Below are 25,584 nucleotides of genomic sequence, written 5' to 3'. Positions count from 1 at the left end.
TCGTTGTTGAAAATAAAAACCCCAAAGGTCAAATTGGCCTTTGGGGTTTTCTGTTTTGAAATTAGCCTTAGATGGACATCTTGCCCAACACGAACATTGCAAGCGTTCCGACCATGCAAACCGTCAGCATGACCATCACGGAAAGAATAAAACGTTGCATTGCCGTCATGCCAAGAAAATTTTTGCTCTTCCTCTTCCTACTGCGCGCAGGAGCGGAAGCCGCAGAAGATGCAACATTCTCTGGCTCTTTGTAGAGATCGTTTGTCTCATCCTCATAGAGGGGTTCGTCGGAAAAATCGCGTAGATTATCAAACATATCTTACCTCGACGCAAAGTATATCATGCGAATAACCGCAGGCGCACATCCCCAAATCGTACTGAAATGGATTTGCCATCATCACCGAGCAATTTCAAGCTTCCATCGGATTCCAGGCCGACCACTTTCCCTGAAACCGACTTTTCGCCTCCCATCTCAACTCGAACCTGCCTGCCATAATAAGCAAGCTTTTTCTCCCACGACGACATAAACTCATCCGTCCCCAAGCTTGGGCGTAATGCAGTAATGTTGGCGAGAATACCATTTAGGAGGATCGTACGATCTGGTACATAGCCGAGCAGACTTTCAAGACTGATCGCAGGGAATCCCAATATGTCAGTGGCAGGGACGGAACCTTTTGAAACGTTGACGCCCATGCCGATCACAAGGCTGACCACTTCATCCTCGAACCAGACTGCCTCGATTAAAATGCCTGCCAGCTTTCGTCCGTTCAGCAAGACATCGTTGGGCCACTTGATCTGCGAATTGAGATTAAGAGTTTGCAAAACATCGGACAGAGCCAATGCGGCCAGCCCTACAGTACGGGAAAGGAGTTTCTTCTCTGCATAAGTGGGGCGTAGGACCAAACTAAAAGCGAGAGCCGTTTGCGGAGGCGTAAACCACGGACGGTCCAGCCTGCCACGTCCCATCGTCTGTTCGTCTGCCACAACGAGTGTAAGGTCCTTGGCGCCTTTTCTTGCCAGTGCAAGGGCCTCGTCGTTTGTAGAGCCAACAGAGTCAAAGTAATGGATTGCGCTTAAATTGAGATTGGAAAGAACGGATTCAAGTTCCTGTTGGTTCATTGACTGATCAATATCCTGACTACGGTAAAACGAACCATGGATTAATGAACCCGCCACCTTGACGGACTTCGAAGTGAAGATGGGCCCCTTGTGAATTGCCGGTATTACCCGCTGCACCGATCCATTGACCTGCGCTTACGCTTGAACAAACGCCAACACCGATCGAACTTAAGTGGGCATAGAGCGTAGAGTAGCCATTACCATGATCAATCTGGATCATGTTGCCATACCCAAAATTGCTCCAACCCGCCACCGTCACTACGCCGCTATCTGCCGCATAGACCGGTGCGCCCTCTCCTGCGGCGATATCGATACCAAGATGCCCTGACCAGAAATCGTTGCCGGATAAAGTATGGCTGTCAGCAGGCCAAACAAACCCGCCACTGCCTACTGCACCACCACCACAGGCATTTTGGCTGGTCGATGATGTGCCAGAAGCACCTCTCGCCACGGTAGGCTCAAGCCATTGTTGGAACTCGCGTTGGCCGCCAGGAATCATGACCCATGAGCCCGAATCCACTTTGGGGTCGGCCAGATCAATATCGTTGCCTGGGTAATTTAAAATATCATCTACGTTTGCTTTGAATTCTTTCGCAACCGAATCCAGAGTGTCATTCTCTTTCCACTGATAATAAATACCATCTGCTGGGGGGACCTTCAAGACCTGCCCCGGCTTGAGACTATGTGGGTCATCCTGCAAAACATCGTAATTGGCCCATAAGATAGTCTCAGGCTCAAGCGTATAGGATTTTGCAATTGCAAATAACGAATCTCCACTGGAAACGCGGTATTCAACAGGCTTATATCGCGGTTTACTTGCAGGGACATTTGTCTTGAGCTGGATCTGACGCCCTACGAACAGAGACGCTTCAGGCGCCCCCAAAACTGGCATCTGCACATCGGGCTGTTTCTTATCTGGAGCCGCAGTAGGCAGAACCTCAGAAGCCAGCGGCGTCGATGTGGATTTCCTCCACGCGAATGCGCCAAGGACAATCCCTGTTACGATCACGAGAGTCACGACCCAACTGATAAGGTTAAATAGGTTGTTTTTAAAGAATGAACTAAGTTTTGACATTCGGTTTCTATATTTGACGTTTATACAGCGCTTTTAGTTTCAAGCATCTCGTCCGAGGTTTTCAAGGAATTCCTGATTATTTCGTGCTTTATCGAGTCTTGTGACGATTGCTTCTGTGGCAGTGGATGGATCCATACCGGCACCTTGGGGCTGTTGGGTGGTCATTTGGATGTACATACGTCGCATCAGCCAGACACGTTGTAATAGATCAGGACCAAGCAGAAGGTCCTCGCGACGCGTGGATGAACGTTCGATATCGACTGCCGGGTAAATGCGTCGCTCTTGTAATTTACGAGAGAGGTGCAATTCCATGTTGCCGGTGCCTTTGAACTCTTCGTACACCACATCATCCAAACGTGAGCCGGTATCGACAAGACAGGTTGCGATGATCGTAAGCGAACCGCCTTCCTCGATATTACGTGCCGCACCGAAGAAACGCTTGGGCGGATACAACGCCGAGGGGTCCATACCGCCTGATAGTGTGCGTCCTGATGGGTTGACCACGAGGTTGTAAGCACGCGCAAGGCGGGTGATCGAGTCCATTAAGATTACCACGTGGCGGCCGATCTCTACGAGTCTCTTAGCCCGGTCTAATGCCAGTTCCGCCGTGCGGACGTGGGACGTGACAGGTTCGTCGAATGTGGATGCAACCACTTCGGCATCCACCGAGCGATCCATATCGGTCACTTCTTCAGGGCGTTCACCGATGAGTGCTACGATCAGATGTACATCAGGATATTTGGTTGAAATGGAATTCGCAATTTGCTTGAGAATGGTGGTTTTCCCCGCCTTGGGAGGTGAAACAATGAGACCACGTTGTCCGCGCCCAATGGGGGCGATCAAGTTAATTAAACGTGGAGCAAGTGTATCGTGATCGGTTTCTAGGTCAAATCGTTTGTCTGGAAAAATCGGGGTGAGATTTTCAAAAACAGGTCGTCTGGTTGCTTCTTCAATATCCTGCCCATTGATCGATTCTACTTTCAATAATCCAAAGTGGCGTTCGCTTTCACGTGGAGGGCGTACCTGCCCAATGACTAGATCGCCTGCTCTGAGATCGTGTCGCCTTAACTGCGCCTGCGAAACGTAAACATCCTGGTCACTTATTCTATAATTCGTGGCTCGCAGGAAGCCGATGCCTTCGCTCATGATCTCCAGAATGCCACCGCGGAGTTCAATGCCTTCCCTCTGTGCCTCTGCCTCGCGGATCATCATGGCGAGCGTCTCTTTCTTCAGGCGGTTGGCATTTGGAATATTCAAATTCTTTGCCATACTGCGCAGTTTTGAGAGGGGTTCGTTCTCAAGTTCAAGTATTTTCATGTTTGTCTCTTCTTATTGGAATATGATGTGGAATGTAAACCTCCCCAGTGCCAGTAGGCAGGCTGGGGGAGTCCCTTATTTTGTTGGTGGGTGAGTTGGGTGTTCTGTCAAGTTCTTGTCGCACGCCGCCCGTGTGGGGTATGTCGCCCTGAAAACGGACTGCGTAATTTGGGAAAATTGTAAATCAACGGGGGGAGTTGGATGTATTATAGCACCTTCAAGAGGGTGGTGCAAGAATGTTAATGTTTTTCCAATCTAACTTTCAAATTTGAGAGTAGAGCGCGTTGAGCCTGTTTGGCCTGATCCACTACGAAAGTTTCTAGTAGTTTGTTTACTTTTACAAAATGCACAGTCTGTGTGATCTGCGTCCTATTGTCATTTGATTTTTTGAACTGGTATTTAAACACGATCTCGATATTTGGCTTGCTATAAACGTGGAATTCCATTTCTTCCCTGGGCTTTGTCAAATGGATCACCGAATAGATCTTGTTCTTGTATATCGGAAGTCCCATCCAGCGAAAAGTTTCCACTGTATAAAAGGGACGTAGACGAATATTGTTTTCGTCTATCTTCTCTTTCAATACATCGATCTCTGTAAGCAGTGGTTGGAGCCCGATCAAATTAAGCGGCTCTGCAAGATGGTCGTACACTTTATCCTGCCTGCAATCGATGAAGATATCTAACTCGAATGATTTCATCACATGCTCTACTTTCCCATATCATACAACATTTTGTTCTGCAAATCCCAAAGACGACGATAAATGCCATCGTTGTTCAACAGTTCATTATGCCTGCCACGCTCTGTGATTTTGCCTTTATCCATCACAATGATCTCGTCCATATTCTCAAGCCCTACCAGCCGATGTGTGATGAGAAGCGACGTTTTGTTTTTCATGATACCAAACAAAACATCAAGCACCTGTTTTTCAGTGATCGGGTCGAGGTTTGCAGTAGGTTCGTCGAAGATCAAGATCGGTGCATCTTTCAACAAGGCCCGCGTAATTCCCAATCGCTGACGTTCGCCGCCTGACAATCGTAAACCCTGTTCTCCAATAAAAGTTTCGTAGCCTTTAGGAAGCCCCGCAATGAACTCATGGATCTGTGCCGCCTTCGCTACAGCTTCCATTTCCTCTTGTGTGACTTTCGGACGTGCCAAACGCAAATTCTCATGGATGGATGTGTTGAAGAAATAACTGTTCTGCGAGACGAGCGCGCATCTCTTTCGGACTTCATCCTGATTCAGCGATTTGAGCGACTCTCCGCCCAATCGGATCTCTCCAGTCTCATACTCCCAGAAGCGGAATAATAAATTTGCGATCGTGCTTTTCCCTGCTCCGCTTGGGCCAACGATAGCGATGGATTTTCCTTCGGGTATGGTGAAGGATACGTCTTGTAATGCGGGAACGGATTGGTTTGGATAGGCAAAAGTTAAATTGGTAATTTGTAATTGGTAATTTGTAATTGGTAACTGTTCACTGATAACTCGATCACTGACAACGGGTTCCGCATCTACAACTTCAAACAATCTCCTCGCGGCTTCACGGGACGAGTTCCACATTTGTGCGGCGAGGGGGAGAGGATTGACCGCTTCGAACGAGGCGAAGGTCATCAAGGCAAAGGTCCCGAGCATCACGCCTTTGATGTTTCCTGCTGTGACCTGTGGAATGACGAGGAACAAGACCAGCCATAAACCCAGGTTAGTAAGTAGTGTCCCCAATGCCGAGTGGACTGCACTGATACGAGCCATTTGCTTTTGTGATGTTCCGTATTGCTTGCCAGTGGATGCAATTTGATTTGCTCGATCAGCACCACGACCAAAAGCGAGCAAATCAGCAAGACCTTGAATCCCATCCACGAGTTGGGATTGGATGTCGGCGCGTTGGGCGATGAGTCGTTGCCCGGGGTCACGGCTAAAGATTTGAGCGAGGAGTGGCAGGATCAAACCTAAAGTAAGGAAAAAGAGAATGAGGACAAAAGCAATTGTCGGGTAGAAAGAGGCGAAGAAGATGGATACGCCGATCATAATGACGATGGCAGTCAATGAGGGCGAGACCACACGGACGTAGAAATTTTCCAAAGTTTCTACATCACCGATGACGCGGGCTAGCAAGTCTCCGCTTTTGTATTCCATCAAGCGGGCAGGAGCGAGGGGTTCAAGCTTTTCATAGAACCAAACACGAAGTTTGGCAAGCAAACGAAATGTGACGTTATGAGAAACGAGACGTTCAAGATAACGGAAGATGCCGCGTGTGATGCCGAAGAAACGCACACCGACAACGGATACGCCGAGATCGGCGATGGACGGATGAAGCGCGGCGGTGGAGATGAGCCATGCCGATGTGCCGATAAGTGCAACGCTGGAGCCAATGGTGAGGGCGCTGAGGAGGATGGAGAATGCAACCCAGTTCCAAGAGCCGTTGAGGAAGGAGAGCAAGCGATTTAGGATTGATAACTGGCGACTGACGATTGGTATTTGCGGATTAGGAATTGACTGAACATCAAAGGTCGAAGGTTGAAGGCCTTGTTCGATATTGGATGTTTGACTTTCGACATTCGACTCGTGTCTTTCAACCTGATATGTTTTGACCATCTCAGCATACATGCCATTTTGTTTAATAAGCTTATCATGTGTGCCTTGCTCGATAATGCGACCTCCTTCGAGGACGATGATGGTATCGGCTTTGAAGATGGTGCTTATGCGGTGGGCGATGGTGATAACTGTTTTACCCTGCATGAGGCGACGAGTAGATTCCTCGAGCAGGGATTCGGTTTCAGGGTCGAGGCTGGAGGTGGGTTCGTCGAGAATAAGGATGGGGGAATTCTTGAGAAAGGCGCGAGCGAGGGCGAGACGTTGGGCTTGTCCGCCACTGAGACGTGCTCCGCTCTCGCCGATGATGGTCTCGTATTTGTCGGGAAGCGTTTCGATGAACTCATGCAAATGCGCGGCTTTGGCGGCTTCAACCACTTCTTCGTGAGTGGCATCGGGTTTGCCGAGACGGATATTGGCGGCAAGGGTGTCGTGGAAGAGGTGAGGGGATTGGGGAACCCAGGCGATCAAAGGATGAATGATGAATGATGAATGATGAATAGGTTCTACATCTACTTGTTTACTTGTGTACGTGTCTACTTTTATAGTACCTGAAGATGGCTGAATAAAACCCAACAGCAAATTCACGAGTGTTGATTTGCCTGCGCCCGTTTTACCAACAAGGGCGATGTGCTGGCCTGTTTTTATTTCAAGGTTGATGTTTTCGAGGGCAGGGGTGGATTCGTCGGGGTATGTGTAAGAGAGATTAGATAATTGGAGAGTAGAGAATAGTGAAGATGATGATGTTGGTTCACTACTCTCTACTCTCTGCTCACTAGTCTCTATATCGAGAATTTCAAATATCTTCTTTGCCGCAGTTGTCCCTGACATGCCTGCGTGGAAGCGGGCGCCGAGCATGCGTAAGGGCATGTAGAACTCGGGTGCAAGAATGAGTAGGAAGAAGGCTTCGCGGAATTCCATTTTGGCATACAGCAAGCGGAAGCCGATTTCAACGGCAATGACAGCAGTGCTGAGGGTAGCGAGTAGTTCCAGGACGAGTGCAGAGAGAAATGTGATGCGTAGAACATCGAGCGTTCGGTCACGGAATTGGTTGCTGGTTTTCTCGATATTCTTGGCGTGTGACTTGGAACGACCAAAGAGTTTGAGGGTGGTCAGTCCTTGTAGGCTATCGAGGAAGTGAGCAGACAAACGCGAGAGGGTTTCATATTGTCGTTTGGTGACGATCTCTGCGCCTTTACCGATCATAATCATGAAAAAGGGGATCAATGGAGCGGTAATAAGCAGGACGAACCCCGAAAGTAAATCCATGGGGAAGACGAAGATCAGGATGCTGATGGGGACAAGAGTAGTGATAACGAGTTGAGGCAGGTATTGACTGTAATACGCGTCCAGCGCTTCAATGCCTTCAATTGCGGCTGTAGTCAATTCACCTGTGCGTTGTCCACGTGTGTAGGCGGGACCGAGGTTGAGGATATGGTTGAAGAGCCGTTCGCGTAAGTCCGTTTTTATTTTTACGGCGACGGCGTTGGCACTCACTTCGTTGACCCAGGTAAGCAAGGCTCGCCCTGCGATGACGAAGAGAATCAGACGAAGCCAATGAAAAACTTGCGCGAGGGTTTGTCCCTCAAGGAAGACGCCATTGACGGTACTGCTGACGAGGTAGGCCTGGCCTATCGTCAACAGACCAGCTAAAAGTCCAGAAAGAACCGTGAGGAGGAGGGGGAGACGGGTGTCGCGGGTGAGAGTTAGAAGTCTGCGGTGCATGTATGAAGTTTAATTGAATATATGAAACTTGCAAATGAGAATGGAAAGCTGGAAACCATGATTATCCTCCAACTTTCCATTCAATTAATCCTGTGCGCCGACAAAAATGATGGCGTCTGTGCTGACGGGTTCTTCCACATCTACAGATTTGGTCAACGCTGCTTCCGTTCCCTGACGTGCAAACTTGTATATCAACTGAACCATTACAACAGCAAGTGCGCCATAGAGCAAGGTGAAACCTACCAGGCTGATGGTGACATTTGTAACGGTGAGATTCGGTGAAATGGCTTGGGCAGTGGTGAGCAACCCTTGCACGATCCACGGTTGGCGTCCCATTTCGGTGGTGACCCAACCTGCCACACCCGCAATGAAAGGCAGAGGAATAGTGTAAGGCATCCACTTTAGCCATTTTACAAGTTTAGGTGACCAATTTCGTGCTACCACCAGAACGGCGAATGCGGATGTGAACAGCATGACAAACCCCATGGCAAACATCGTACGAAATGACCAGTAAGTAGCAACCATCAAAGGGATGTAGTCATTTGGACCATAGAGTGCTTCATATTCAGCCTGCAGTTCATTGACGCCTTGGATCTTGCAATCGAAGTTATTGCAGGCAAGAAAGCTCATCAGGTAGGGGATTCGGATCGACCAGATTTCCTGTTTGCCTGTCAGGTCACCGATGGTGAGAAAAGAGAACGAGGCGGGTTGTTCAGTTTCCCAAATGGCTTCAATTGCGGCAAGTTTCATGGGTTGATAAAGGCGCATTTCCTGGCCTTGTTCGTGACCAGTCATCAACAATAAGAACGAAGCGATTAATCCGACAACTGCACCTGTAGCGAAGGATGGCTTGAAGACATCCAATTCCTTTTTTCGCATGATGTACCAGGAACTTACGCCCAGCAGGAAGAAAGCGGCGGTTGCCAATCCTGCGGAAAAGGCATGACGAAACAGCAACCAGCCTTTAGGATTGGTGAGAAGTGCGACGATATCTACAAGTTGTGCATTACCTGTTACAGGATTGATTATATAGCCAACAGGATGGTGCATCCATCCACTGGCGAGCAATATCCAGATGGATGAGAGGAGACTGCCGATCGCCGCCATCCAAATTGAAAATAGGTGGACTCTTTTGGAGACATGCCCTTCGCCAAAAATCCAGATACCGATGAAGACGGATTCAAGAAAGAAGGCAACCATTGTTTCAATGGCAAGTAATGCGCCGAAAATATCCCCAACAAAACGGGAATACTCCGACCAATTCATGCCAAACTGGAACTCCTGTACAAGCCCGGTCACAATGCCCATACCAAAATTGACCAGGAATAATTTGCCCCAGAATTTTGCCATGCGGCGAAAACGTTCTTCGCCAGTACGATAATATTGGGTTTGAAAGATAGCCACGAACCAGACTAAACCAAGCGTTAGGGGAACGAAAAGGAAGTGAAATGCAGTGGTTACGCCGAACTGAATGCGGGAAAGGGTGACAACGTCCATAAGAACCTCTACGGGAGTTACTCAATTTTTTAGTATCGATTTGTGAAACAAAACACAATTTACGGCGCTATATTACCTAATTAGACCTTTTTTGTGGTTAATTTCACATAAGAACCTTTCATAGAATCATATATCTTGTTAATGAATGAAAAAACTCACCCTGAACAATCAGGGTGAGTTTGGGTATCAAGGAGGTGGTTGACCTAAGACTATCTCCACTTGCTTTGTACTGCGACAGTGTAAACCTTGATATTCAGCACAATGAAGCGCCACAACTGATAGATCTTATTATTCATCCAGAATTTTTCAGATTTTGAGAATTCTTCTTGTGTGTTCATGGTCTCTCCTATTCGGGGATCAGCTTCCAGCCAAACAAGCCTTTGAATTTCCAGATGAAGGTGTAGTGAAGCATGAACTTCATCCACGCGCCGCTCAAGCCCATTTCAAGATGCGAGACGAACAGATCGCGGCCGTATTCGTTCTGATATTTCTTGCGGTCGGGAACGACGGGTCGCATGACAATGGTGACTGCGTTGCCATCCCAAAGATTGTCGCCCATCGAGGCGATGCATGCGGCAACCATTTCGGTCATACGTTCGCTGTGGGTCATTGTCCCTTTTTCGATGAGGTCGGCAATGTTCATCGCGACGACGCGTCCGATCACACCGCTGACCATGCCGGTACGCGGTGGGGCGGGGGCGATCAAAACATTGTTCTTGTTGGTGAATGGTTTTGAAATGGGTCCGGGAGGTGCAAAGGCAATGCCAGCTGCAAAAACGTTCGGGTAAGTAGGATTATTGTAATGGGCAGGCCAGGCTTCGGGTGTTTGAGCAAGTTCGGCGTAAGGAAGACCGTATTTTCCATCCACAAGCACAAAGCCAGCAGGGTTGACCAGCTTTGACGAAATGTCTTCACCGTCCTTGCCGATGTATTTGAACGGTTGCCCTTTGAACTGCGGGATAAGCATCGAAAAGTCGAACTCTGTCGTACCTTCTTCGCCTTCATAGTTTTGCCAATGGATCTTACCCGCTTCAACTTTTGTGACGCCGGTCTGGACTTGATAACGGATGCCATGGTCGTTGAACACTGCCTTGATGAATTCATCGCTTCGCATCACATGACCATTGCGTTTGATCTGCACACCATTGACTCCGAAATCGCCCATAGCGGGTTCGTTCGAAAGCCACAAGATATCGGCTTTATCGCGTAGGCCTTTCTTGAGCAGGTCTTTGTGAATATTGACGATGTATTCAAATGCGGCACCCTGACAAGTCGCACCGGGGTGGCCGGTCCCGATCACGATCTTTACCTTCTCACCTTTTTTCATGCGCTCGCACAAGGCGAGATAGGCATCACGAGTTTTGACAGCGTGGGGAAGTGAACAAATGGAATGGGTGAAACCATTCTCAGGCCCAAGGCCGGGCGTACCGGCGAAGTTCAGTAAGGGGCCGGGTGCGATGACGAGGTAATCGTAATCAAGGCGGACTTCCTTGCCTGTGCCGACTTCCTCGCCCAATACATACTGGTCGCCAGCATCGGGATGAATCTCCTTTGCCGCGGCGTGGACGAATTTGACATGTTTTTTATCGTATACAGATTTGAGTTTGAAGATGGTCTTTTCAGGCTTCATGTGCCCCACGCCAACCCACACCCACGACGGTACGTATCCAAATACATCGCGGTTGCTGATGACGGTGATATCGTGTTTCCTGCCGAGTTTATTCCCCAGATACAATGCGGCAGTGTGCCCGGCAAAACCTGCTCCGATAACAACGATCTTAGCCATGGAAATATTCCTTTTTTTGTAGTTCGAATGGAAAAAAAGACCGGAGCAAGCTACGGGGCGCTTGCTCCGGTCTGAGAGAACTAGTAGACCAGTGTTTTCTTGTCAGTACTGATGCGCTTGCGGAACATGTAGTACGTCCAGCCTTGGTAGGCGAGTACGATGGGGACGAAGATCAGTGCGACGATGGACATGACCGTCAGCGTGTATTGAGATGAGGATGCGTTGTAGATGGTGAGACTGTAGAGAGGGTTAGTGGTGGAGAGCATCACGTTGGGGAAGGTCATTGAGAAGAATGTGACCTGAGTCAACACGATGTTGAGCGCCACCATGATGAAGGACCAACCTTCCATCTTTTGGTTGATGAAGTAGCCAGCAACAAGCAAGACAACGACAGCCGCAATTGGTACGATGCCAGGGTTGACAATGCCACGTGCCCAGAATCCAGCCGCGTAGGTGAAGACACCGAGTGCGATGTACAGGATGGTGGTGGCGATCCAGAGCTTCTTGGCAAAGGCATTCACGCGTTCGCGAAGTTCACCTTCGAGTTTGATGCCGAGGAAATTTGCGCCGTGGAGCAGGAAGATGGCCACAGTGGTCACGCCGCCGAGCAAGCCGTAGGGGTTGAGCAGTGTGAAGAGATTGCCTGTGAACATCATGTTTTCGTCAATGGGCACGCCACGGGCGAGGTTTGCAAACGCGGCGCCAAGTAGGAGAGCGGCCAGGAATGAGCCAATGGCGATCATCCAATCGAAGCGGTTGCGCCAGGCAGGATTGGCATCCTTCGAGCGGTATTCAAATGAAACACCGCGAATAATCAAACCGACCAACAGAAGGAAGAGCGCGAGGTAGAAACCGCTGAACATGGTGGCGTACCAGTGAGGGAAGGCGGCAAAGGTTGCGCCACCAGCTGTGAGGAGCCACACTTCGTTTCCATCCCAGACGGAGCCGATGGAGTTGATGATGGCTCGGCGTTCTTCATCTTTCTTGCCGAGGAAGGGTAGGAGCATGCCCACACCAAAATCGAAGCCTTCGAGGAAGAAGAAACCGATCCAAAGGACAGCGATCAGAATAAACCAGAGTGTTTGAAGAAATTCGTATGACATAGTGTTTCTCCGTATTAATCATCCGCGCCGACGAGCGATGGTGCAACGTCAACGGATTCGTGCATGGCGGCATCGGGGCCCGCTTTGGCATATTTGAGCATGAGCTTGACCATCGCAACAGCCAACGAACCATACACGGCTGTGTAACCGATCAATGAAATAAGCAGGTCAACGTTAGTGAGATTGGGGGAAACCGCATCTTCTACTTTGAGCAGACCTTGAACGATCCAGGGTTGGCGTCCCATTTCGGTCAGGATCCAGCCGCTGGCGTTGGCAAGATACGGAAGGACGAGAAGGGAAGGAGCCCATTTCATCCATTTGGCTTTGGTGATATCGCCACGCATGTTTGCCCACAGGAAGAAGGCAGTGATACCGATCATGATAAAGCCGAAGGTCATCATGATGCGGAACGTCCAATAGGTGACGACCATCAGCGGAATGTAATCGCCTGGACCATAGAGCGCTTCGTATTCTTTTTGGATATCGTCCACGCCTTTGACTTCACATGTGAAGTTGTTACAAGCCAGGAAGCTTAACACACCTGGAACTCTGGCTGACCAAACTTCGCGTTTACCGCTCAAGTCACCGATGGTGAGGAGCGAGAAGTCGGCGGGCTGTGATGTTTCCCAGTGAGCTTCGATGGCCGCAAATTTCATCGGCTGGGTTTCATACATGTATTGACCCATTGTGTGTCCGCCGAGGAAGACCAGTACACTGGCGACCAGACCAGCTACAGAAGCGATAATGAAAGACTTTTTGAAGAACTCAACATTCTGTTTGCGGAAGATGTGATATCCACTGACTGCGATGATCACCATGGCCGCCATCAACAAACCATCAGAGATGGTGTGCCAGAAGAAGATCCAGCCTTTGGGGTTGCCGATCAAAGCAAAGAAGTTGACCAGTTCCGCGCGGCCGTTGGCTTCGTTGATCACATAACCGACCGGGTGTTGCATCCAGCCGTTCGCAAGCAGAATCCAGAGTGCAGATAGGTTCGAGCCGATGGCGACGAGCCAGATCGAAGCGAGATGCACTTTTTCGGGGACACGTCCTTCACCGAACACCCATACGCCTAGGAATGTCGATTCCATGAAGAATGCCAGCAGGGCTTCCACAGCCAGCGGTGCACCGAAAATATCGCCAACATAGCGACTGTACTCACTCCAGTTCATACCAAACTGGAATTCCTGAACGATACCCGTCACCACGCCAATGGCGAAATTGATCAGGAACAACTTTCCCCAGAACTTTGCCATCTTACGCCAAGTCTCGTCCTTGGTTTGGTAGTAGCGGGTTTGCATGAATGCCACGAACCAGCCCATCCCCAGCGTCAATGGTACGAATAGCCAGTGATAGATGGTTGTGAGAGCAAACTGCAATCGAGAAAGTAAGACTGTATCCATAGACTCTCCTTGAAAAAATTGTGTGCGAGCCCCTTTACTCGCACGAATTAACTAAACAAAACTCGGCATCGCCACTGGGATGCCAGCCGCTTCCAGCGCCAAATCTTCAAATGAGATGGCCGCCATCTCGCGCATCATTGCCACCTGCACACGTCCCCATTTCGAGCGCACCGGGCAATTGGATTGGAATGGACAATCATCCTCACCTTTGACTTTTAAACACTCCGAAAGCAGAATCGGTCCCTCGAACGCCTCAACTACGTCCTTTAGGCTGATCTGTGAAGCGGGGCGGGGGAGCATCAACCCGCCATCGCGCCCGGGGAAAGTATTGACCAGCCCCTCGCGTGCCAGTTGCGCCACAATACGGGTCATCAATGCAGGTGGTATTAGCATTTCTTGCTGGATCTCTGTGGTTGAGAGACGAATCCCTTCGCCTCGTTTGGCAAGGGCGAGCACCACGCGGACGGCATAATCGGTTTGACGGTTGATCTTGAGCATTTTGGTTATCCTATAAAAACCATGACTCTAAAGGTAAACGTTGACCCCGATTGTAAGCATTTATGATTAGGTACTGATGTGTAATTCATCACAAAAGAAGCGTTATAGATGTAATATCCGCTATCATCCGGGTTTAATGTGCCACAATACGATTTGCCCAGACCGGATGTTATAATCCCTGAAAAATTTCGTTGAGGTACACATGATTGACCCTGTAATTTTTACGATCGGTAATTTTTCATTGCGATGGTACGGCGTGATCGTGATGATCGGCGTCATTGTCGGCTCTTTGCTCGTAGAAAATAAGCTCAAACGACATGGTGAGAACCCTGAAAGTATTTGGGATGCTTTGGTTTGGTGGGTTTCGTTTGGCCCATTGATCAAAACTCCCATCGGTAACTTCCAATTGGGCTTGCCCATTGGTGTTTTGCCGGTAGGTATTATCGGCGCCCGCCTTTGGTTTGTCTTGAATGCAACTTTGGGCGGTAGCCGCTTCTACATTGAAGACCCCTCAAGAATCTACAAGGTATGGGAAGGTGGTTTGCATATCTTTGGGGGATTCTTGTTGGGCGGCTTGATGCTCTTTCTGTTCCTACGTAGTCGAAAACTTGACCTTTGGCTGTTCCTCGATGCCGCCGGGCCAGCGATACTGATTGGGCAGGCGATTGGTCGCATTGCAAACTTCATCAACCAAGAACTGTATGGACCTCCCACAACCCTTCCGTGGGGGATTCCTATTTCATCCATTCATCGGTTGCCGCAGTTTGTCACATTGCCTGAAACTGCTCGCTTCCACCCAACCTTTGCCTATGAGATGCTCTGGAACTTTATAACAGCCGGTATTTTGATCTGGTTATCACGCCGCAATGATGAAAAACAGGTCAAGCCGGGAACGATTTTTTCTGGCTGGTTGATCGCGGCCGGTGTTGGACGTGTATGGCTTGAATATTTCTTCCGCCCAGACCAGCCGAAGATCGGCACCACACCTATCAGCTATTCGATGGTGGTTGCGGCTGTGATGGCCCTTGCTGGTGTGGTCATGCTATTGATCCGATACAAGAAATTGAATTTCGCTTTTGCCGAAAATTGGGAGGATGAATATAAAGTTGTTGGATTGCCAACCGAACCACAAGTTGAAGCTGTGGTGGAAGAAAAGAAAGTTGCCCGTGTAAAGCGGACTATCACAGCCGAGGTGGAAACAGAAACCGAACCTGCACCTGTGAAAAAGTCCACGGTTCGCAAGACAGCGAGTAAAACGAAGACGACGTCCTCTGATGAAGATGTAAAGAAACCCACAACGAGAAAGAAAAAAGACGCGTAAAGCAAAAACGCCCGAAGAAATTTCTTCGGGCGTTTTTTATTTTGCATTTCGTGTTGATTAATCGGTTGCGGGGACTTGGGCGTTTTCTGTTTTGATACTTGGTAACTCTTCTTCTTCGCGGGTTTCAAAACCGAAGCGTTCAAAGATATCAGCATATAACTCGACGATCTGTTTGCGTGTGAAGCCCATTTCTTCGTAGGAATAGGCATGGTCACTTTTGAAGGATAAAGTTTCCTTGACAGCCTCATCCACGATGCCTTCGAGCCCGGGTTTATCGGGGTATCCAAACTGTTCGTAGAATGAGCGCAGAACCGCTTCCGGGCGTTGGATCAAATTATCGTAGTTGAGGATCAGGAATCGGGGAGAAGGATGCGCATCGAGATATTTGAGAGGGTGACGATACCAGTGCTGGGTCATGTCCAGGATTTCGTCAACGTACAGCCATGTCTCTTTGGGATTGGTAAATTGACGTCTCGCGTAATTGATCCAGGAGACGGTTGAGGGGAGCATGTCCAATGGATTTCGTGCGAGATAAATGATGCGGGCTTCAGGGAAGAACTCGATCAGTGTTTCGATCTTGGCGCTGAAGGCTGGATTCTTTGCTACGTAATATTTCTTACCTGTTGCATACATATGACGTTGCACCATGGATTTGTAGAACGTCATGATGCGGCGCTTGTGTTCAGGAGATAAGGCTTCGTCGAAGTGCTGATAATTCGGGAACTCGTCCATGAACGGGAAGAGGAAGGTGACGAAGTAGCCATCCCAGATGTGCAGATGAATGTTTTCGTCTTCTTCGGGCTGGAAGAAGGAAATGGGATGGATCTTGATCTTGCCGAGCGTGGCGCGGTCAAAGGCAAACAGGATGCGATGTAGAAAACCACCGAGATATTTGTTATCGAGGCGTGCTACGAACTGTGTGATCTTCTTTTGTGTAACGGAAGGGGTGAGATAGATATCCCAGGTGGTCAGGCTGGTGAAGGTCTCTGAATCGCGCGAGAGCAGACGGTGAAGAAAGGTGGAGCCGCTTCGCAAATTGCCAAGAATGAAGAGCGGTTTGTTGATGGGTTGTTCTTTGTAAGCGGGGAAGAGGATGTCATCAAGCCAGAAACAGAACCAATGAATGAGCGAGCCAATAGGCCAGACTAAATAGAATAAAGCCAGAAATATGATTCGTTTTTTTACGAGGCGGGCGGGAGTATTTTTGGATGCGAAGAAGGAGCGATAGAATGTGCGCCAGAACAGGCGGATGTTGTAATGCATCGAAAGTGTGATTCCTTTAGGTTACATGGAAGAAGCCCTTTGAAGGGCTTCTTCTTGGTTATTCTATCAGGAATCGTTGATTCTGGATTAACTGTATGTTATGGCTTCGCGTTGCTTTCGACAAACTTTTTGATGCGTTTCAGCATTTCTTCGTGTGCTGTTTCGGCTTGTTTAAACGCATAGTTGAAGAGCATATCAGGAGTTTTCATCGTGATAGTCTCGTGCAAGCGAACACCATTATCTTTCGGCGTGACTTTTGTGATATTTGTGACGTAGGTGCCCGGTGACTGATACGCTTCTGTATGAACAGTATCTTCTGTGATCGCAATAATGTCAGCCTGATACTTGATCTTGAATTTGAACGGTCCCCATTGCAAACTGTCGGTGATGTAGTAACGGCGTACACCAGCAGGTTCCTCTTTGGCACGTTCCACTTTCAGAATGAGCGGATGGATCTTGTGGTGGTTACTGTAATCGGCAATGACGTGGATCACAGTGGCCACATCAGATTGAATGAATATCTCTTTTTCGAAGGTTCCCTGTTTCATAGGGCTGATTATATCTCTTATTGATTCCTTCATGTCCTGAGGATGGATTGATGGGAATTCAGAGTGGCAGCTGGGTCAATGCCTTTGTTTTTCTCGTTACAGAGGGAAAATTAATATGGTTAACTTATGCACCTTTCTGATTTGATAAATGCACGAGAAAAGGTTTCTGCTATACTTTTTAGCCGTGTACATAATTTTGGCGTAATATTTTGTTTCAGTACCTAGGTTTTATATTGTGGAATTTAGTCCGATTTTTTAGAGAGTTTGGGTATTCAGGAGGAACACTGTGAGCAATATGTTTCATACTCTTGGGGCAAGTCTAGCCCAAGAAATAGGGAAGGATGAAGTGCTCTGTCGCGGTGTCTTGCGCATGGCTGTTGCAAATAGCGTGAAGTCCCTGCAACGAATTTCAGATCCTGTAAAAACAATGAACGAAACTTTGACCTATATAACAAATATGAAGTATCGGGATTGGAAAACACTCATTGAAGGTCCGTCATTATCTCAAATCCTGACGAATATAGGGGTCAAGGATGTAACTGCCGTTACGGATCGGTTGATGGAAACTTTGGTTGAACAACAATCGCTATTTACAATGGAAGCCCATTAATATGGGATGGGTATCTTTTGTGATGGTTGAAAAGAAAGGAAATATATAATATGTCTCCACTAGTAGCAGTCGCTATCACATGGGTGTTGGTGATAGCACGATTTATCATTGCAATTCAATTGACCCGGATAGGGCGTCATCAAAAACTGCCTAACCTCCTGTGGCTGGCAGGCTTCTTCTATATTACTGGCTTGGGGGATATATTTTTCACCTTATCTCCTTTTACTAATTTTATATGGCCATTCTTCCTGTCGGTAGGATTGGGTGAGATTATGCTGGTGATGTTTATCCATACGACCTTCTATCAGGGTCGTAAGAGTCCCTACCTGGTTTTCATGGTTATTGCCTTTGCTTTTCTACTGCTAAATGTATTCTCCACCACTTTTGCATATTGGAGCCCCTTCAATTGGATCTGGCTTATTGTGGTAGGGTATCGAGCATATAAGCAAATTTCTACAAACCTAGCGGTGGAAGATTGGGTCAAGATACGTTACAAGTTGGTGATTGCTTATTCGCTGGTGACGCTTTTTCTGCCACTTTATACCGTTGTGTGGGTTTCTGCAAGTTTTGTTCCATCGTGGCAGACATTGATCTACTCTCCTGTGGGCGGGGTGATCGCATTGATGGTGAATGTATCTTTTACCACGTTGGGAGTTGTGCTGGCGTATCTGGCTTGGGTAATGCCAGAGAACTATCGTCGCTTTCTCAATCGCAACTACAAACCACCTGTACAAGATGCAGTAGAAATGCAATTGTCAGAAGAAGAGATCATAAACAAATTGAAGGCTTAATCGTAACGCTGTACACTAAAAATAACTCCCACTGAAAACTCAGTGGGAGTTATTTTTTTCTTACCTTCAACTCTTTCTGTTTATCCCTTTCACAGGGCGATCGTCATGCCTTTAGAAATGTAAGGGTACGTGACCAAGCGAGTTGTGCGGCTTCAGCGTTGAACTCAGGGCGGTCACTTTCAAAGAACCAGTGACTGGTATTTGGATATTTGTGAAAGACAGGTTTCAACCCTGTAGCTTCCATGTCACTTTGCATGGCATTGATATATTTTTCATCTTCCCATTCATCTTGTTCTGCAAAATGTCCAAGGATGTCCACTTTCATCTTTGAGTAATCTGCTTCTCCAGCTCCGTAAAACAGCACAAGTTTATTGATGTCTTTTGGATATTCGCTCGCAAGGACCAATGACCATGCTGCGCCCATGGAGAATCCGATAACACTCAACGCCTCATTGCGGACCTCAGGCCTGCTTTTCAAAAAATCAGGCGCTGCCGCCGCGACAGCTACTTTCCGCTCAAACGGCAATTCCTCCATGATCTGTTTGGCCTCATCAATGGTCTTGGCAACTCTGCCACTATTCAAATCTGGTGCAAAGGCGACAAATCCTTCTGCCGCGAGCCTGTCACATAGACTCTTGAACGTGGAGTTCAATCCCCACCATGCATGAAGCACCAACACACCGGGCGCATCTGCTTGTGAGGGTAGGGCAAGATACCCGTTTACAGGCTGGCCGTTTACATCGAAAGTCAAGTCTTTACCATTCATTGTTGATTCTCCTTTTTAAAAATCTCATATCCTTGTTTTGTTAGCACACTTAGCTCTTTGAATAGTTCAGGTTCAACCTTTTTAAAATTGAAACAGGACTTTCCTTGCATGTGTTTCTTGAGCTCAGGGGTTGTATCTTTGAGTAGGGCGGGGTACATATAAACAGGCATAAGATAAAACGAAACATAATTCTTTTTGACCTGTACCGAGCCGAAGAAAAGTTGTTTCTTCCATTTTTCGCTGTATGGACCATCGAGATAATGTATCAGTTTTTAGAAACAGGTTCTTTTCAAAAGGCTTGAGTACTTTTCTCAAGTTCTCAAAGATCAAAGGGAAGTCGTTTTTTTGCGACATTATTCACCTCTCAGACCATCTTTTTTAATTCATCAATTGCGATGCTCCAGGCGCGTTCCTGCCATTGGCGTGCCTCCTCCCATTCGGGGGTATTGCGCCAGCCAGAGTGCACAAGATGAATGTTTGTCCATTCACCTTCAGAATGAAATGAGACAACGACATGGGTAAGTGGATCTGCATTATTTGCAAAGTGTTTATATTGCTTTGGGCTTCGCCATTCAAAAGCAATGAGTTGATCCTTCTCAATTGCGGTTACTTTGCATCCAAGCGTACTGTTGTTTTCGTGATCGTCTGGTTCCCAGAATAATTCATATTTCCCGCCAACTATGGGGTCGACATCAGCGACCTGGGTTAACCATGATTCGAGCAATTTGTTGTTTGTAAATAACTTAAATGCATGTTGATGGGTACAGTTCAATTTGAGTGAAAGATGAATGATTTTGTCCATGTGAAACTCCTCTATGGGGTTGCTACAACTCTCATATAGATCGGATCACCGAAGGGAAAACCGTTTGGGTCAAAAGCTTGCCAAGCGGACTCGTAGACTCCCTCTTCAAATGGGGCTGTGAATTTGATCTGAATAACAGCTTGCGTACCAGATTTGGCCGGGAAGAGAGCGATTTCTTCTGTAGCGCCCAGCACAGCTCCGCCGATGTGGCGCAGACGATACTCCGCGTTCCAATTGCAGGTGCCATTGTTTTCGACGCGCCATTGTTTGTCTATGGCTGAGCCGAAAGGCGTGAACGAGTTGTCGGGGATGGTGATGTCTTCGATGAAGGCAAGGTTGTTGACACAGTTGGACTGGTCAATGGTGGGGATGACGGTGGGCAGGGGAATGACCTGCACTTGAACCACTTCCTGTGTGGGGGCGATGATGAGAGTTGGTTCTATGAGCGGTGCCTGATTGGTGGGTGGCACAAAGGGTGTTGGTGATGGGGCGGGGGCACAGGCCGGGATGATGGCGAATGCCAATAGAAACAGGAGCAGGTTTGCGTTAAGGAGGAGGCGGGTTTTTGTCATCATAATAAAAATGGGCGACCCGTTTTCGAGTCGCCCATACGGGTTTATGCTTCTTCTTCTGTTCCACCGGCGTCTGCGGCTTCGCCTCCGCCAATGTCGAGCGGGAGGGCGATCTCGCCACTGAGAGCTTTTTGGCGAATGACACCTTCGATCTCGTTCGCCAGATCAACATTCTGACGCAGGTAATCTTTGGCGTTCTCGCGTCCTTGCCCGAGGCGGATATCGCCATAGGAGAAGAAGGCGCCGCGCTTCTGGACGACCTCAAACTTGGTCGCTAGATCGAGGGTATCCCCAGCCTTTGAGATGCCTTCGTTGAACATGATGTCGAACTCGGCTGTGCGGAAAGGAGGGGCCACTTTGTTCTTGACCACTTTGACGCGGGTACGGTTGCCGATCACTTCCTCGCCCATCTTGATGGCTTGGATGCGCCGTACGTCGAGGCGGACGGATGCATAGAATTTGAGAGCGTTACCGCCTGTGGTGGTTTCGGGATTGCCGAACATGACGCCGATCTTTGAGCGAAGTTGGTTGGTGAAGATGACGGCGGTCTTGGTCTGGTTGATGGCGCCGCTCAACTTGCGCAGGGCCTGTGACATGAGTCTAGCTTGCACACCCATGGTAGCATCGCCCATATCGCCTTCGATTTCAGAACGGGGAACGAGTGCGGCGACCGAGTCGATGATGACAACATCCACGCCGCCAGAGCGGACGAGGGTTTCCACGATCTCAAGCGCTTGTTCACCAGTGTCAGGTTGCGAGACGAGCAGGTTATCAATATCTACACCCACGCGCGCGGCATAGACCGGGTCGAGGGCATGTTCCATATCGATGAATGCGGCAACCCCGCCCATTTTCTGTGCTTCTGCCACAATGTGTTGACAGAGTGTGGTTTTACCCGATGATTCAGGTCCGTAGATTTCGGTGATACGTCCACGTGGGATGCCGCCGATGCCGAGCGCGATATCGAGCGATAACGAACCGGTCGGGTAGGCTTCGGTTTCCATGTGTTTGGCTTCGCCAAGGCGCATGATGGAGCCATCACCATAACGTTTGAGGATATCGCCGACGGCTTTATCGAGAACAGCGCGCTTTGCGCCATTATCGCTGGATGAAATTTTTTCTTCCGATGCGGCGGATGCTTTTGATTTTCGAGGGGCCATGTGTTTTCTCCAAATACTAGTGTAAGGGTCGGATTTGTGTGTTGCCGAGAGTATAGCACAGATGTTCTGTTCGTCAAGGCTTCGGGTGTCTGGTCCCCAATGCCGATTTTTTATTGATTCATCCCTCATCCACCTTATAGACTCGTTGCTATTTGGGCTTTGGTGTCTTCGTCGCTGTTGGTAGAAAGTCCGGCTTGGGTGTGGGCGGTGGGACAACTTCAAACTTATTTTCATCTGTGAACTTGAAGTACGTCACCTCGCCTGGGAAAATTTCCACCCAGGTTTGATAATTGTCGTCCTTGTACTCGATAGTGAGTTTGTAGATACCCGCTGGCAGATCGCTGAGTACCAGATTCTCTTGATAGTATGGATCTGAATTGACGGCGCCCTGTGCATATGTGAGTGCTTTGCGTAACGGCACACCAGAAGGTTCCGGGCGGACTTCCATGGGATAGTAGTTCAAGAGTTCTTTATCTTCATCTGTGATGCGGCCGACCAATACGCCCCAGCCTTGCGGGGGAGAAGTCCATAGCTCAGGGTTGTAGGTTTTGTAAAATGTGTTCGCGCCCATGCGCACTTCAAAATGCAAATGTGGTCCTGTTGTTGCGCCTGTAGCGCCGACCAGCCCAAGCACATCGCCGGGCTCCACGTGTTGTCCCGCCAATGCAACGATCTCACTCATATGAGCATAGATCGTATAGAGCGCCTGTCCCTTATAGCCAAAGTCATGTTTGAGCACGACGGCTTGTCCATATGGATCGTTCGTGTTGTCTTCAGCGCCTGAATACAATCCCCAACCCGCAGAGACCACCGTGCCTGGCCCAGCCGCAAGGATGGGTGTCCCTTCGCTTGCGTCAATGTCCACACCGGTGTGTACGATGTTAGGTGCAAAGAAAACGCCGCCATAGCGATATTCTGCAAGAGGCCAGTTGACATTGTCCGCGGCGATGGGGCGGGTGAAGTAAAAGTGATCGTAGGGAGAAACAGCCCACGGCACCGGGTAAAGAGGCGGACGCCATCCCGAAACGGGTTCAGCGCCCGGAGTGGGGAGGAAGAACCGGAACGGGGCTATCGTCGGGCGTGGTGTCGGTTCAGACTCAACTGGTAGCTGGGTCGCTATTTCTCCGGCAATGACCGCCGTTGGAGTTGGTCCTGTTTGACCTGCTGATGTGCAGGAGACGAGGAAGATTAATAGGAGAGCAATTAGGCTGCTTCGCTTCGACTTCGCTCGACCAAAGTACATGGTCTCGCTCCGCTCAGCGCGGAAAATCATCTTCATCATGGAATAACCGTAGGCGGTGTGGCAGAAGGTGTTGGTGTGTTGGATGGTGTAGGTGTTTTGCTAGGCGTGGCAGTGTACCGTGTGGGCGTTGGACGTGGTGTACGCGTGTTGGTTGGTGTAGGTGTGTTTGTGGGCGTTCTGGTGGGCGTCAGGGTAGGCGGCAATAAACGCGTGGGCGTTACGAGTACTTCCGGTGGGTACAGTTGAAGCATGGCTGTGTACCAGTCGATGTTATCTGTGAGTGCAAACTCAGTGAAGCGAGCGCCACGATAAAAGGTGCGCCAGTTTGACAATGCGGGAAGACGTTGCCATCCATATTGTGAAGCGAGCGATGTCACATCCACCCAATAGCCAGAGGGCACTTCACTGTATGTGCCGCCTTGTTCATAGACTTGTGGATCAAGGTTGTAACGTGAACGTAAATCCCAAGGCACATTGTGCAAAGGGATACCGATTGAGCCATCCTGTATTTGTGTACGGACGTATAAACGCCAATAGGTTTGTTCACCAAAGTCTTCGCGTACGGCAACCATCCAACCGGCGTTGGTCATAAGTGAATTGATGGCAAAGGCGCGACCTGTGTAGAGCCAATCTTCGCCGAAGCCGGGGTCGAGGTCTGAGGTAAGTGGTACGAAGGCATTCTCAAGGCTGGCAAGGGCGTCCCAACCTGCCGCAGTAAGGATGCGTTGCCGTAAGGCATTGAAGGCCTCATCTGCAAGGTCGCTCAGTTGTGGGTAAGGTGCTTGAACATCGTTTAAATCCACAACGGCCCATCTGCGGGCAATTCCCTCACCGACCGGTAAGCCGTTCATTGCCCAAAGCGGAGCCGGTGTAAATTGTGCGGCTTGCTCGAAGATCTTTACGGATGATGGTTCGGCCATGACAAGGTTTGCCCATACCAATGCATTCACTTGATGGGGAAATGGAGTTAATGGTTGGAGAGTGGTTCCGTCGATGGAGTAGGTAGTGATGTAATTCAAGTTCGGGCCAACGACCGTGGTGATGATCTGATCGCCGAAAGCGTTCCATGCGGGCAGGTCGCCGTCACCGATCCATTGCGCGGGGAGTTGACGAGTTGCGTCCCAGATATAAATTCCGCTTCGGCCGACGTTTTGCGAGGTAGTTGCCCATGCGAGTTTCAATCCATCTGGTGACCAAATAGGATGTGATTCAACAGCGAGCGGCGTATTGCTCAAGTTTTGGAAGCGAGCATCTTCTGTGCGGTCGAGGTCTGCCAACATGACATCACCATTGGAGATGAATGCAATTTGACGTCCACCGGGTGCCCAAGTGGGGGAGTAATCGGCAGTGGGAGACGATGTAAGACGGATGGCATTCTTTGTCGGTTCATCGGCAGGGCCGACCACGATCTCAAGGTTGTCATCGCGATAGGCTTCATAGGCAACGAACGATCCATCGGGTGACCAGGTGGGAGTCCCTTCATATTCGGGTGTATCTGTGAGTTGGGTCACTTCGCCGTTGGAGAGATCCATGAGGAAGAGATCCCAAAATCCAAAGCGGTTTGAAGCAAAGCCGATCTTCTTTCCATCCGGGCTGGGAGATGGTGTGATATCGCTCCAATCGCCGTTGGTGAGACGTGTCAGCGAACCGTCACTGGGCTTGTACAGGAAAAGATGTGCGTAACCGTCCTCTTCCATGGAGATGAGAATGGTCTCTGTTGCATTCTTGGGCACAACAGGGATGAACTCTTCTGTCGCTGTGGCTACATCGATCACAGGGGCTTCAGCAGTGTCAACTTGTGTCACTCCGGCGGGAGCGGAAGTTGATGTTTCAGTGACAATCGTCTGTGAGCAAGCCGCAAGGGTGACGACAACGATCAGGAATACGAAGATGGAGAGGCGGGTAAAAGTTTTAGGCATGGAGTATGTCAATTAAGCGGAATCAGTTTCAGGGTCAGTTTGAGGCGGAGTTACATCAAATGTAAATGATTGTAATTCGGTGGAAGGTCCATCGGGGTAAAACAATGTGGCCGACAAGGTATAAGGATTGATCAATTCGCCCCGAATGTGCATGGTGAATTCGATCTTCCACGTAAGCGGCTCGACGATGCTGGTGGTTTGAATTTCATCGCCGTTCCCATTGTTGAGGATGACTTCCAGATGCGGGCGGATTTGGAATGGCGTCATCTCGATGTTGACGTGCAGGCGGCGACCATCGGGATAAGGCTCGGCCTTGAGCGATGTGATGCGCGTCTCTTCGGGAGTCATGCGATTTAAATTGTCTTCGGGAAAAAAGAAATCCATTGTCATAATTTTCTCTCGTGCTGAGCGGAGCGTCCTTCGACTGCGGGCTTCGCATATTGCGCTCCGCCCTCCGCTCAGGACGGAACTCTCGTTGG

The 25,584-nt window shown here is 49.1% G+C and carries 23 protein-coding genes; 3 read left to right on the top strand and 20 right to left on the bottom strand.

Annotated features, from left to right (window positions below; translation table 11 throughout):
* Nucleotides 1-67: 67 nt before the first annotated feature.
* The 11 genes from IPP66_00585 to IPP66_00535 form a co-directional block, all read right to left on the bottom strand.
* Entirely contained in the window at nt 68-316 is a 249-nt protein-coding gene (locus IPP66_00585) for a hypothetical protein (GenBank protein ID MBK9923761.1), read from the bottom strand.
* Between the two features lie 23 nt (nt 317-339).
* Complete coding sequence (locus IPP66_00580) at nt 340-1,119, bottom strand: biotin--[acetyl-CoA-carboxylase] ligase (protein ID MBK9923760.1); 780 nt, start codon at nt 1,117-1,119, stop codon at nt 340-342.
* A gap of 19 nt (nt 1,120-1,138) precedes the next feature.
* On the bottom strand, nt 1,139-2,194 hold the full coding sequence (locus tag IPP66_00575) for a peptidoglycan DD-metalloendopeptidase family protein (protein ID MBK9923759.1): 1,056 nt from the start codon (nt 2,192-2,194) through the stop codon (nt 1,139-1,141).
* 39 nt (nt 2,195-2,233) lie between these two features.
* Nucleotides 2,234-3,511, bottom strand: coding sequence for a transcription termination factor Rho (rho, locus tag IPP66_00570; protein ID MBK9923758.1), 1,278 nt, complete (start codon nt 3,509-3,511; stop codon nt 2,234-2,236).
* Nucleotides 3,512-3,750: 239 nt separating this feature from the next.
* Nucleotides 3,751-4,209, bottom strand: a complete 459-nt coding sequence (locus tag IPP66_00565; protein MBK9923757.1) for a hypothetical protein — start codon at nt 4,207-4,209, stop codon at nt 3,751-3,753.
* 8 nt (nt 4,210-4,217) lie between these two features.
* Complete coding sequence (gene cydD / locus IPP66_00560; GenBank protein ID MBK9923756.1) at nt 4,218-7,823, bottom strand: thiol reductant ABC exporter subunit CydD; 3,606 nt, start codon at nt 7,821-7,823, stop codon at nt 4,218-4,220.
* An 84-nt stretch (nt 7,824-7,907) separates the two neighbouring features.
* Nucleotides 7,908-9,320 (bottom strand): cytochrome ubiquinol oxidase subunit I, encoded by a 1,413-nt coding sequence (locus IPP66_00555; protein MBK9923755.1) that lies wholly within the window; start codon nt 9,318-9,320, stop codon nt 7,908-7,910.
* Nucleotides 9,321-9,666: 346 nt separating this feature from the next.
* Complete coding sequence (locus IPP66_00550; protein MBK9923754.1) at nt 9,667-11,106, bottom strand: FAD-dependent oxidoreductase; 1,440 nt, start codon at nt 11,104-11,106, stop codon at nt 9,667-9,669.
* An 80-nt stretch (nt 11,107-11,186) separates the two neighbouring features.
* Nucleotides 11,187-12,209, bottom strand: coding sequence for a cytochrome d ubiquinol oxidase subunit II (gene cydB / locus IPP66_00545; GenBank protein MBK9923753.1), 1,023 nt, complete (start codon nt 12,207-12,209; stop codon nt 11,187-11,189).
* A gap of 14 nt (nt 12,210-12,223) precedes the next feature.
* The gene (locus IPP66_00540) at nt 12,224-13,612 is read right to left on the bottom strand and encodes a cytochrome ubiquinol oxidase subunit I (protein ID MBK9923752.1); all 1,389 of its coding nucleotides are present in this window, start codon (nt 13,610-13,612) and stop codon (nt 12,224-12,226) included.
* A 51-nt stretch (nt 13,613-13,663) separates the two neighbouring features.
* Nucleotides 13,664-14,110 (bottom strand): Rrf2 family transcriptional regulator, encoded by a 447-nt coding sequence (locus IPP66_00535; protein MBK9923751.1) that lies wholly within the window; start codon nt 14,108-14,110, stop codon nt 13,664-13,666.
* A gap of 202 nt (nt 14,111-14,312) precedes the next feature.
* Between IPP66_00535 and lgt the strand changes: the two genes are divergently transcribed.
* On the top strand, nt 14,313-15,431 hold the full coding sequence (gene lgt, locus IPP66_00530; protein ID MBK9923750.1) for a prolipoprotein diacylglyceryl transferase: 1,119 nt from the start codon (nt 14,313-14,315) through the stop codon (nt 15,429-15,431).
* A 57-nt stretch (nt 15,432-15,488) separates the two neighbouring features.
* Here the strand turns inward: lgt and IPP66_00525 are convergent, their stop codons facing one another.
* Together IPP66_00525 and IPP66_00520 are read right to left on the bottom strand one after the other, a co-directional pair.
* Nucleotides 15,489-16,694: a sulfotransferase gene (locus IPP66_00525; GenBank protein ID MBK9923749.1), complete on the bottom strand. Its 1,206-nt coding sequence runs from the start codon at nt 16,692-16,694 to the stop codon at nt 15,489-15,491.
* 98 nt (nt 16,695-16,792) lie between these two features.
* Nucleotides 16,793-17,242, bottom strand: coding sequence for an SRPBCC family protein (locus IPP66_00520; GenBank protein MBK9923748.1), 450 nt, complete (start codon nt 17,240-17,242; stop codon nt 16,793-16,795).
* Nucleotides 17,243-17,528: 286 nt separating this feature from the next.
* Between IPP66_00520 and IPP66_00515 the strand changes: the two genes are divergently transcribed.
* Nucleotides 17,529-17,852: a hypothetical protein gene (locus tag IPP66_00515; GenBank protein MBK9923747.1), complete on the top strand. Its 324-nt coding sequence runs from the start codon at nt 17,529-17,531 to the stop codon at nt 17,850-17,852.
* Between the two features lie 50 nt (nt 17,853-17,902).
* Nucleotides 17,903-18,643, top strand: a complete 741-nt coding sequence (locus IPP66_00510) for a hypothetical protein (GenBank protein ID MBK9923746.1) — start codon at nt 17,903-17,905, stop codon at nt 18,641-18,643.
* Between the two features lie 103 nt (nt 18,644-18,746).
* Here IPP66_00510 and IPP66_00505 read toward each other — a convergent pair whose 3' ends face one another.
* The 7 genes from IPP66_00505 to IPP66_00475 form a co-directional block, all read right to left on the bottom strand.
* Nucleotides 18,747-19,409: a dienelactone hydrolase family protein gene (locus IPP66_00505; GenBank protein MBK9923745.1), complete on the bottom strand. Its 663-nt coding sequence runs from the start codon at nt 19,407-19,409 to the stop codon at nt 18,747-18,749.
* 364 nt (nt 19,410-19,773) lie between these two features.
* On the bottom strand, nt 19,774-20,211 hold the full coding sequence (locus IPP66_00500) for an SRPBCC domain-containing protein (GenBank protein ID MBK9923744.1): 438 nt from the start codon (nt 20,209-20,211) through the stop codon (nt 19,774-19,776).
* Nucleotides 20,212-20,222: 11 nt separating this feature from the next.
* Nucleotides 20,223-20,786: a hypothetical protein gene (locus IPP66_00495; GenBank protein MBK9923743.1), complete on the bottom strand. Its 564-nt coding sequence runs from the start codon at nt 20,784-20,786 to the stop codon at nt 20,223-20,225.
* A 41-nt stretch (nt 20,787-20,827) separates the two neighbouring features.
* Complete coding sequence (recA, locus tag IPP66_00490) at nt 20,828-21,943, bottom strand: recombinase RecA (GenBank protein MBK9923742.1); 1,116 nt, start codon at nt 21,941-21,943, stop codon at nt 20,828-20,830.
* Between the two features lie 148 nt (nt 21,944-22,091).
* Nucleotides 22,092-23,225 carry a M23 family metallopeptidase gene (locus IPP66_00485; GenBank protein ID MBK9923741.1) on the bottom strand — a complete coding sequence of 378 codons (1,134 nt, stop codon included), beginning with the start codon at nt 23,223-23,225 and terminating at the stop codon, nt 22,092-22,094.
* The gene (locus tag IPP66_00480; GenBank protein MBK9923740.1) at nt 23,222-25,105 is read right to left on the bottom strand and encodes a TolB family protein; all 1,884 of its coding nucleotides are present in this window, start codon (nt 25,103-25,105) and stop codon (nt 23,222-23,224) included. Before IPP66_00480 ends, IPP66_00485 begins: the two co-directional genes overlap by 4 nt.
* A 12-nt stretch (nt 25,106-25,117) precedes the next feature.
* Nucleotides 25,118-25,495: a hypothetical protein gene (locus tag IPP66_00475; GenBank protein ID MBK9923739.1), complete on the bottom strand. Its 378-nt coding sequence runs from the start codon at nt 25,493-25,495 to the stop codon at nt 25,118-25,120.
* Nucleotides 25,496-25,584 lie beyond the last annotated feature (89 nt).

The organism is Candidatus Defluviilinea proxima, assembly GCA_016721115.1.
GTDB classification, from domain to species: Bacteria; Chloroflexota; Anaerolineae; order Anaerolineales; family Villigracilaceae; genus Defluviilinea; species Defluviilinea proxima.
This window is presented reverse-complemented; position numbering and strand designations above follow the sequence as displayed.

Bases quoted from the DNA above. Each gene is read 5' to 3' on its own strand.
- IPP66_00585 (MBK9923761.1), bottom strand. From the start codon at position 316: ATGTTTGATAATCTACGCGATTTTTCCGACGAACCCCTCTATGAGGAT.
- IPP66_00580 (MBK9923760.1), bottom strand. From the start codon at position 1,119: ATGAACCAACAGGAACTTGAATCCGTTCTTTCCAATCTCAATTTAAGC.
- IPP66_00575 (MBK9923759.1), bottom strand. From the start codon at position 2,194: ATGTCAAAACTTAGTTCATTCTTTAAAAACAACCTATTTAACCTTATC.
- rho (MBK9923758.1), bottom strand. From the start codon at position 3,511: ATGAAAATACTTGAACTTGAGAACGAACCCCTCTCAAAACTGCGCAGT.
- IPP66_00565 (MBK9923757.1), bottom strand. From the start codon at position 4,209: ATGAAATCATTCGAGTTAGATATCTTCATCGATTGCAGGCAGGATAAA.
- cydD (MBK9923756.1), bottom strand. From the start codon at position 7,823: ATGCACCGCAGACTTCTAACTCTCACCCGCGACACCCGTCTCCCCCTC.
- IPP66_00555 (MBK9923755.1), bottom strand. From the start codon at position 9,320: ATGGACGTTGTCACCCTTTCCCGCATTCAGTTCGGCGTAACCACTGCA.
- IPP66_00550 (MBK9923754.1), bottom strand. From the start codon at position 11,106: ATGGCTAAGATCGTTGTTATCGGAGCAGGTTTTGCCGGGCACACTGCC.
- cydB (MBK9923753.1), bottom strand. From the start codon at position 12,209: ATGTCATACGAATTTCTTCAAACACTCTGGTTTATTCTGATCGCTGTC.
- IPP66_00540 (MBK9923752.1), bottom strand. From the start codon at position 13,612: ATGGATACAGTCTTACTTTCTCGATTGCAGTTTGCTCTCACAACCATC.
- IPP66_00535 (MBK9923751.1), bottom strand. From the start codon at position 14,110: ATGCTCAAGATCAACCGTCAAACCGATTATGCCGTCCGCGTGGTGCTC.
- lgt (MBK9923750.1), top strand. From the start codon at position 14,313: ATGATTGACCCTGTAATTTTTACGATCGGTAATTTTTCATTGCGATGG.
- IPP66_00525 (MBK9923749.1), bottom strand. From the start codon at position 16,694: ATGCATTACAACATCCGCCTGTTCTGGCGCACATTCTATCGCTCCTTC.
- IPP66_00520 (MBK9923748.1), bottom strand. From the start codon at position 17,242: ATGAAACAGGGAACCTTCGAAAAAGAGATATTCATTCAATCTGATGTG.
- IPP66_00510 (MBK9923746.1), top strand. From the start codon at position 17,903: ATGTCTCCACTAGTAGCAGTCGCTATCACATGGGTGTTGGTGATAGCA.
- IPP66_00505 (MBK9923745.1), bottom strand. From the start codon at position 19,409: ATGAATGGTAAAGACTTGACTTTCGATGTAAACGGCCAGCCTGTAAAC.
- IPP66_00500 (MBK9923744.1), bottom strand. From the start codon at position 20,211: ATGGACAAAATCATTCATCTTTCACTCAAATTGAACTGTACCCATCAA.
- IPP66_00495 (MBK9923743.1), bottom strand. From the start codon at position 20,786: ATGATGACAAAAACCCGCCTCCTCCTTAACGCAAACCTGCTCCTGTTT.
- recA (MBK9923742.1), bottom strand. From the start codon at position 21,943: ATGGCCCCTCGAAAATCAAAAGCATCCGCCGCATCGGAAGAAAAAATT.
- IPP66_00485 (MBK9923741.1), bottom strand. From the start codon at position 23,225: ATGATGAAGATGATTTTCCGCGCTGAGCGGAGCGAGACCATGTACTTT.
- IPP66_00480 (MBK9923740.1), bottom strand. From the start codon at position 25,105: ATGCCTAAAACTTTTACCCGCCTCTCCATCTTCGTATTCCTGATCGTT.
- IPP66_00475 (MBK9923739.1), bottom strand. From the start codon at position 25,495: ATGACAATGGATTTCTTTTTTCCCGAAGACAATTTAAATCGCATGACT.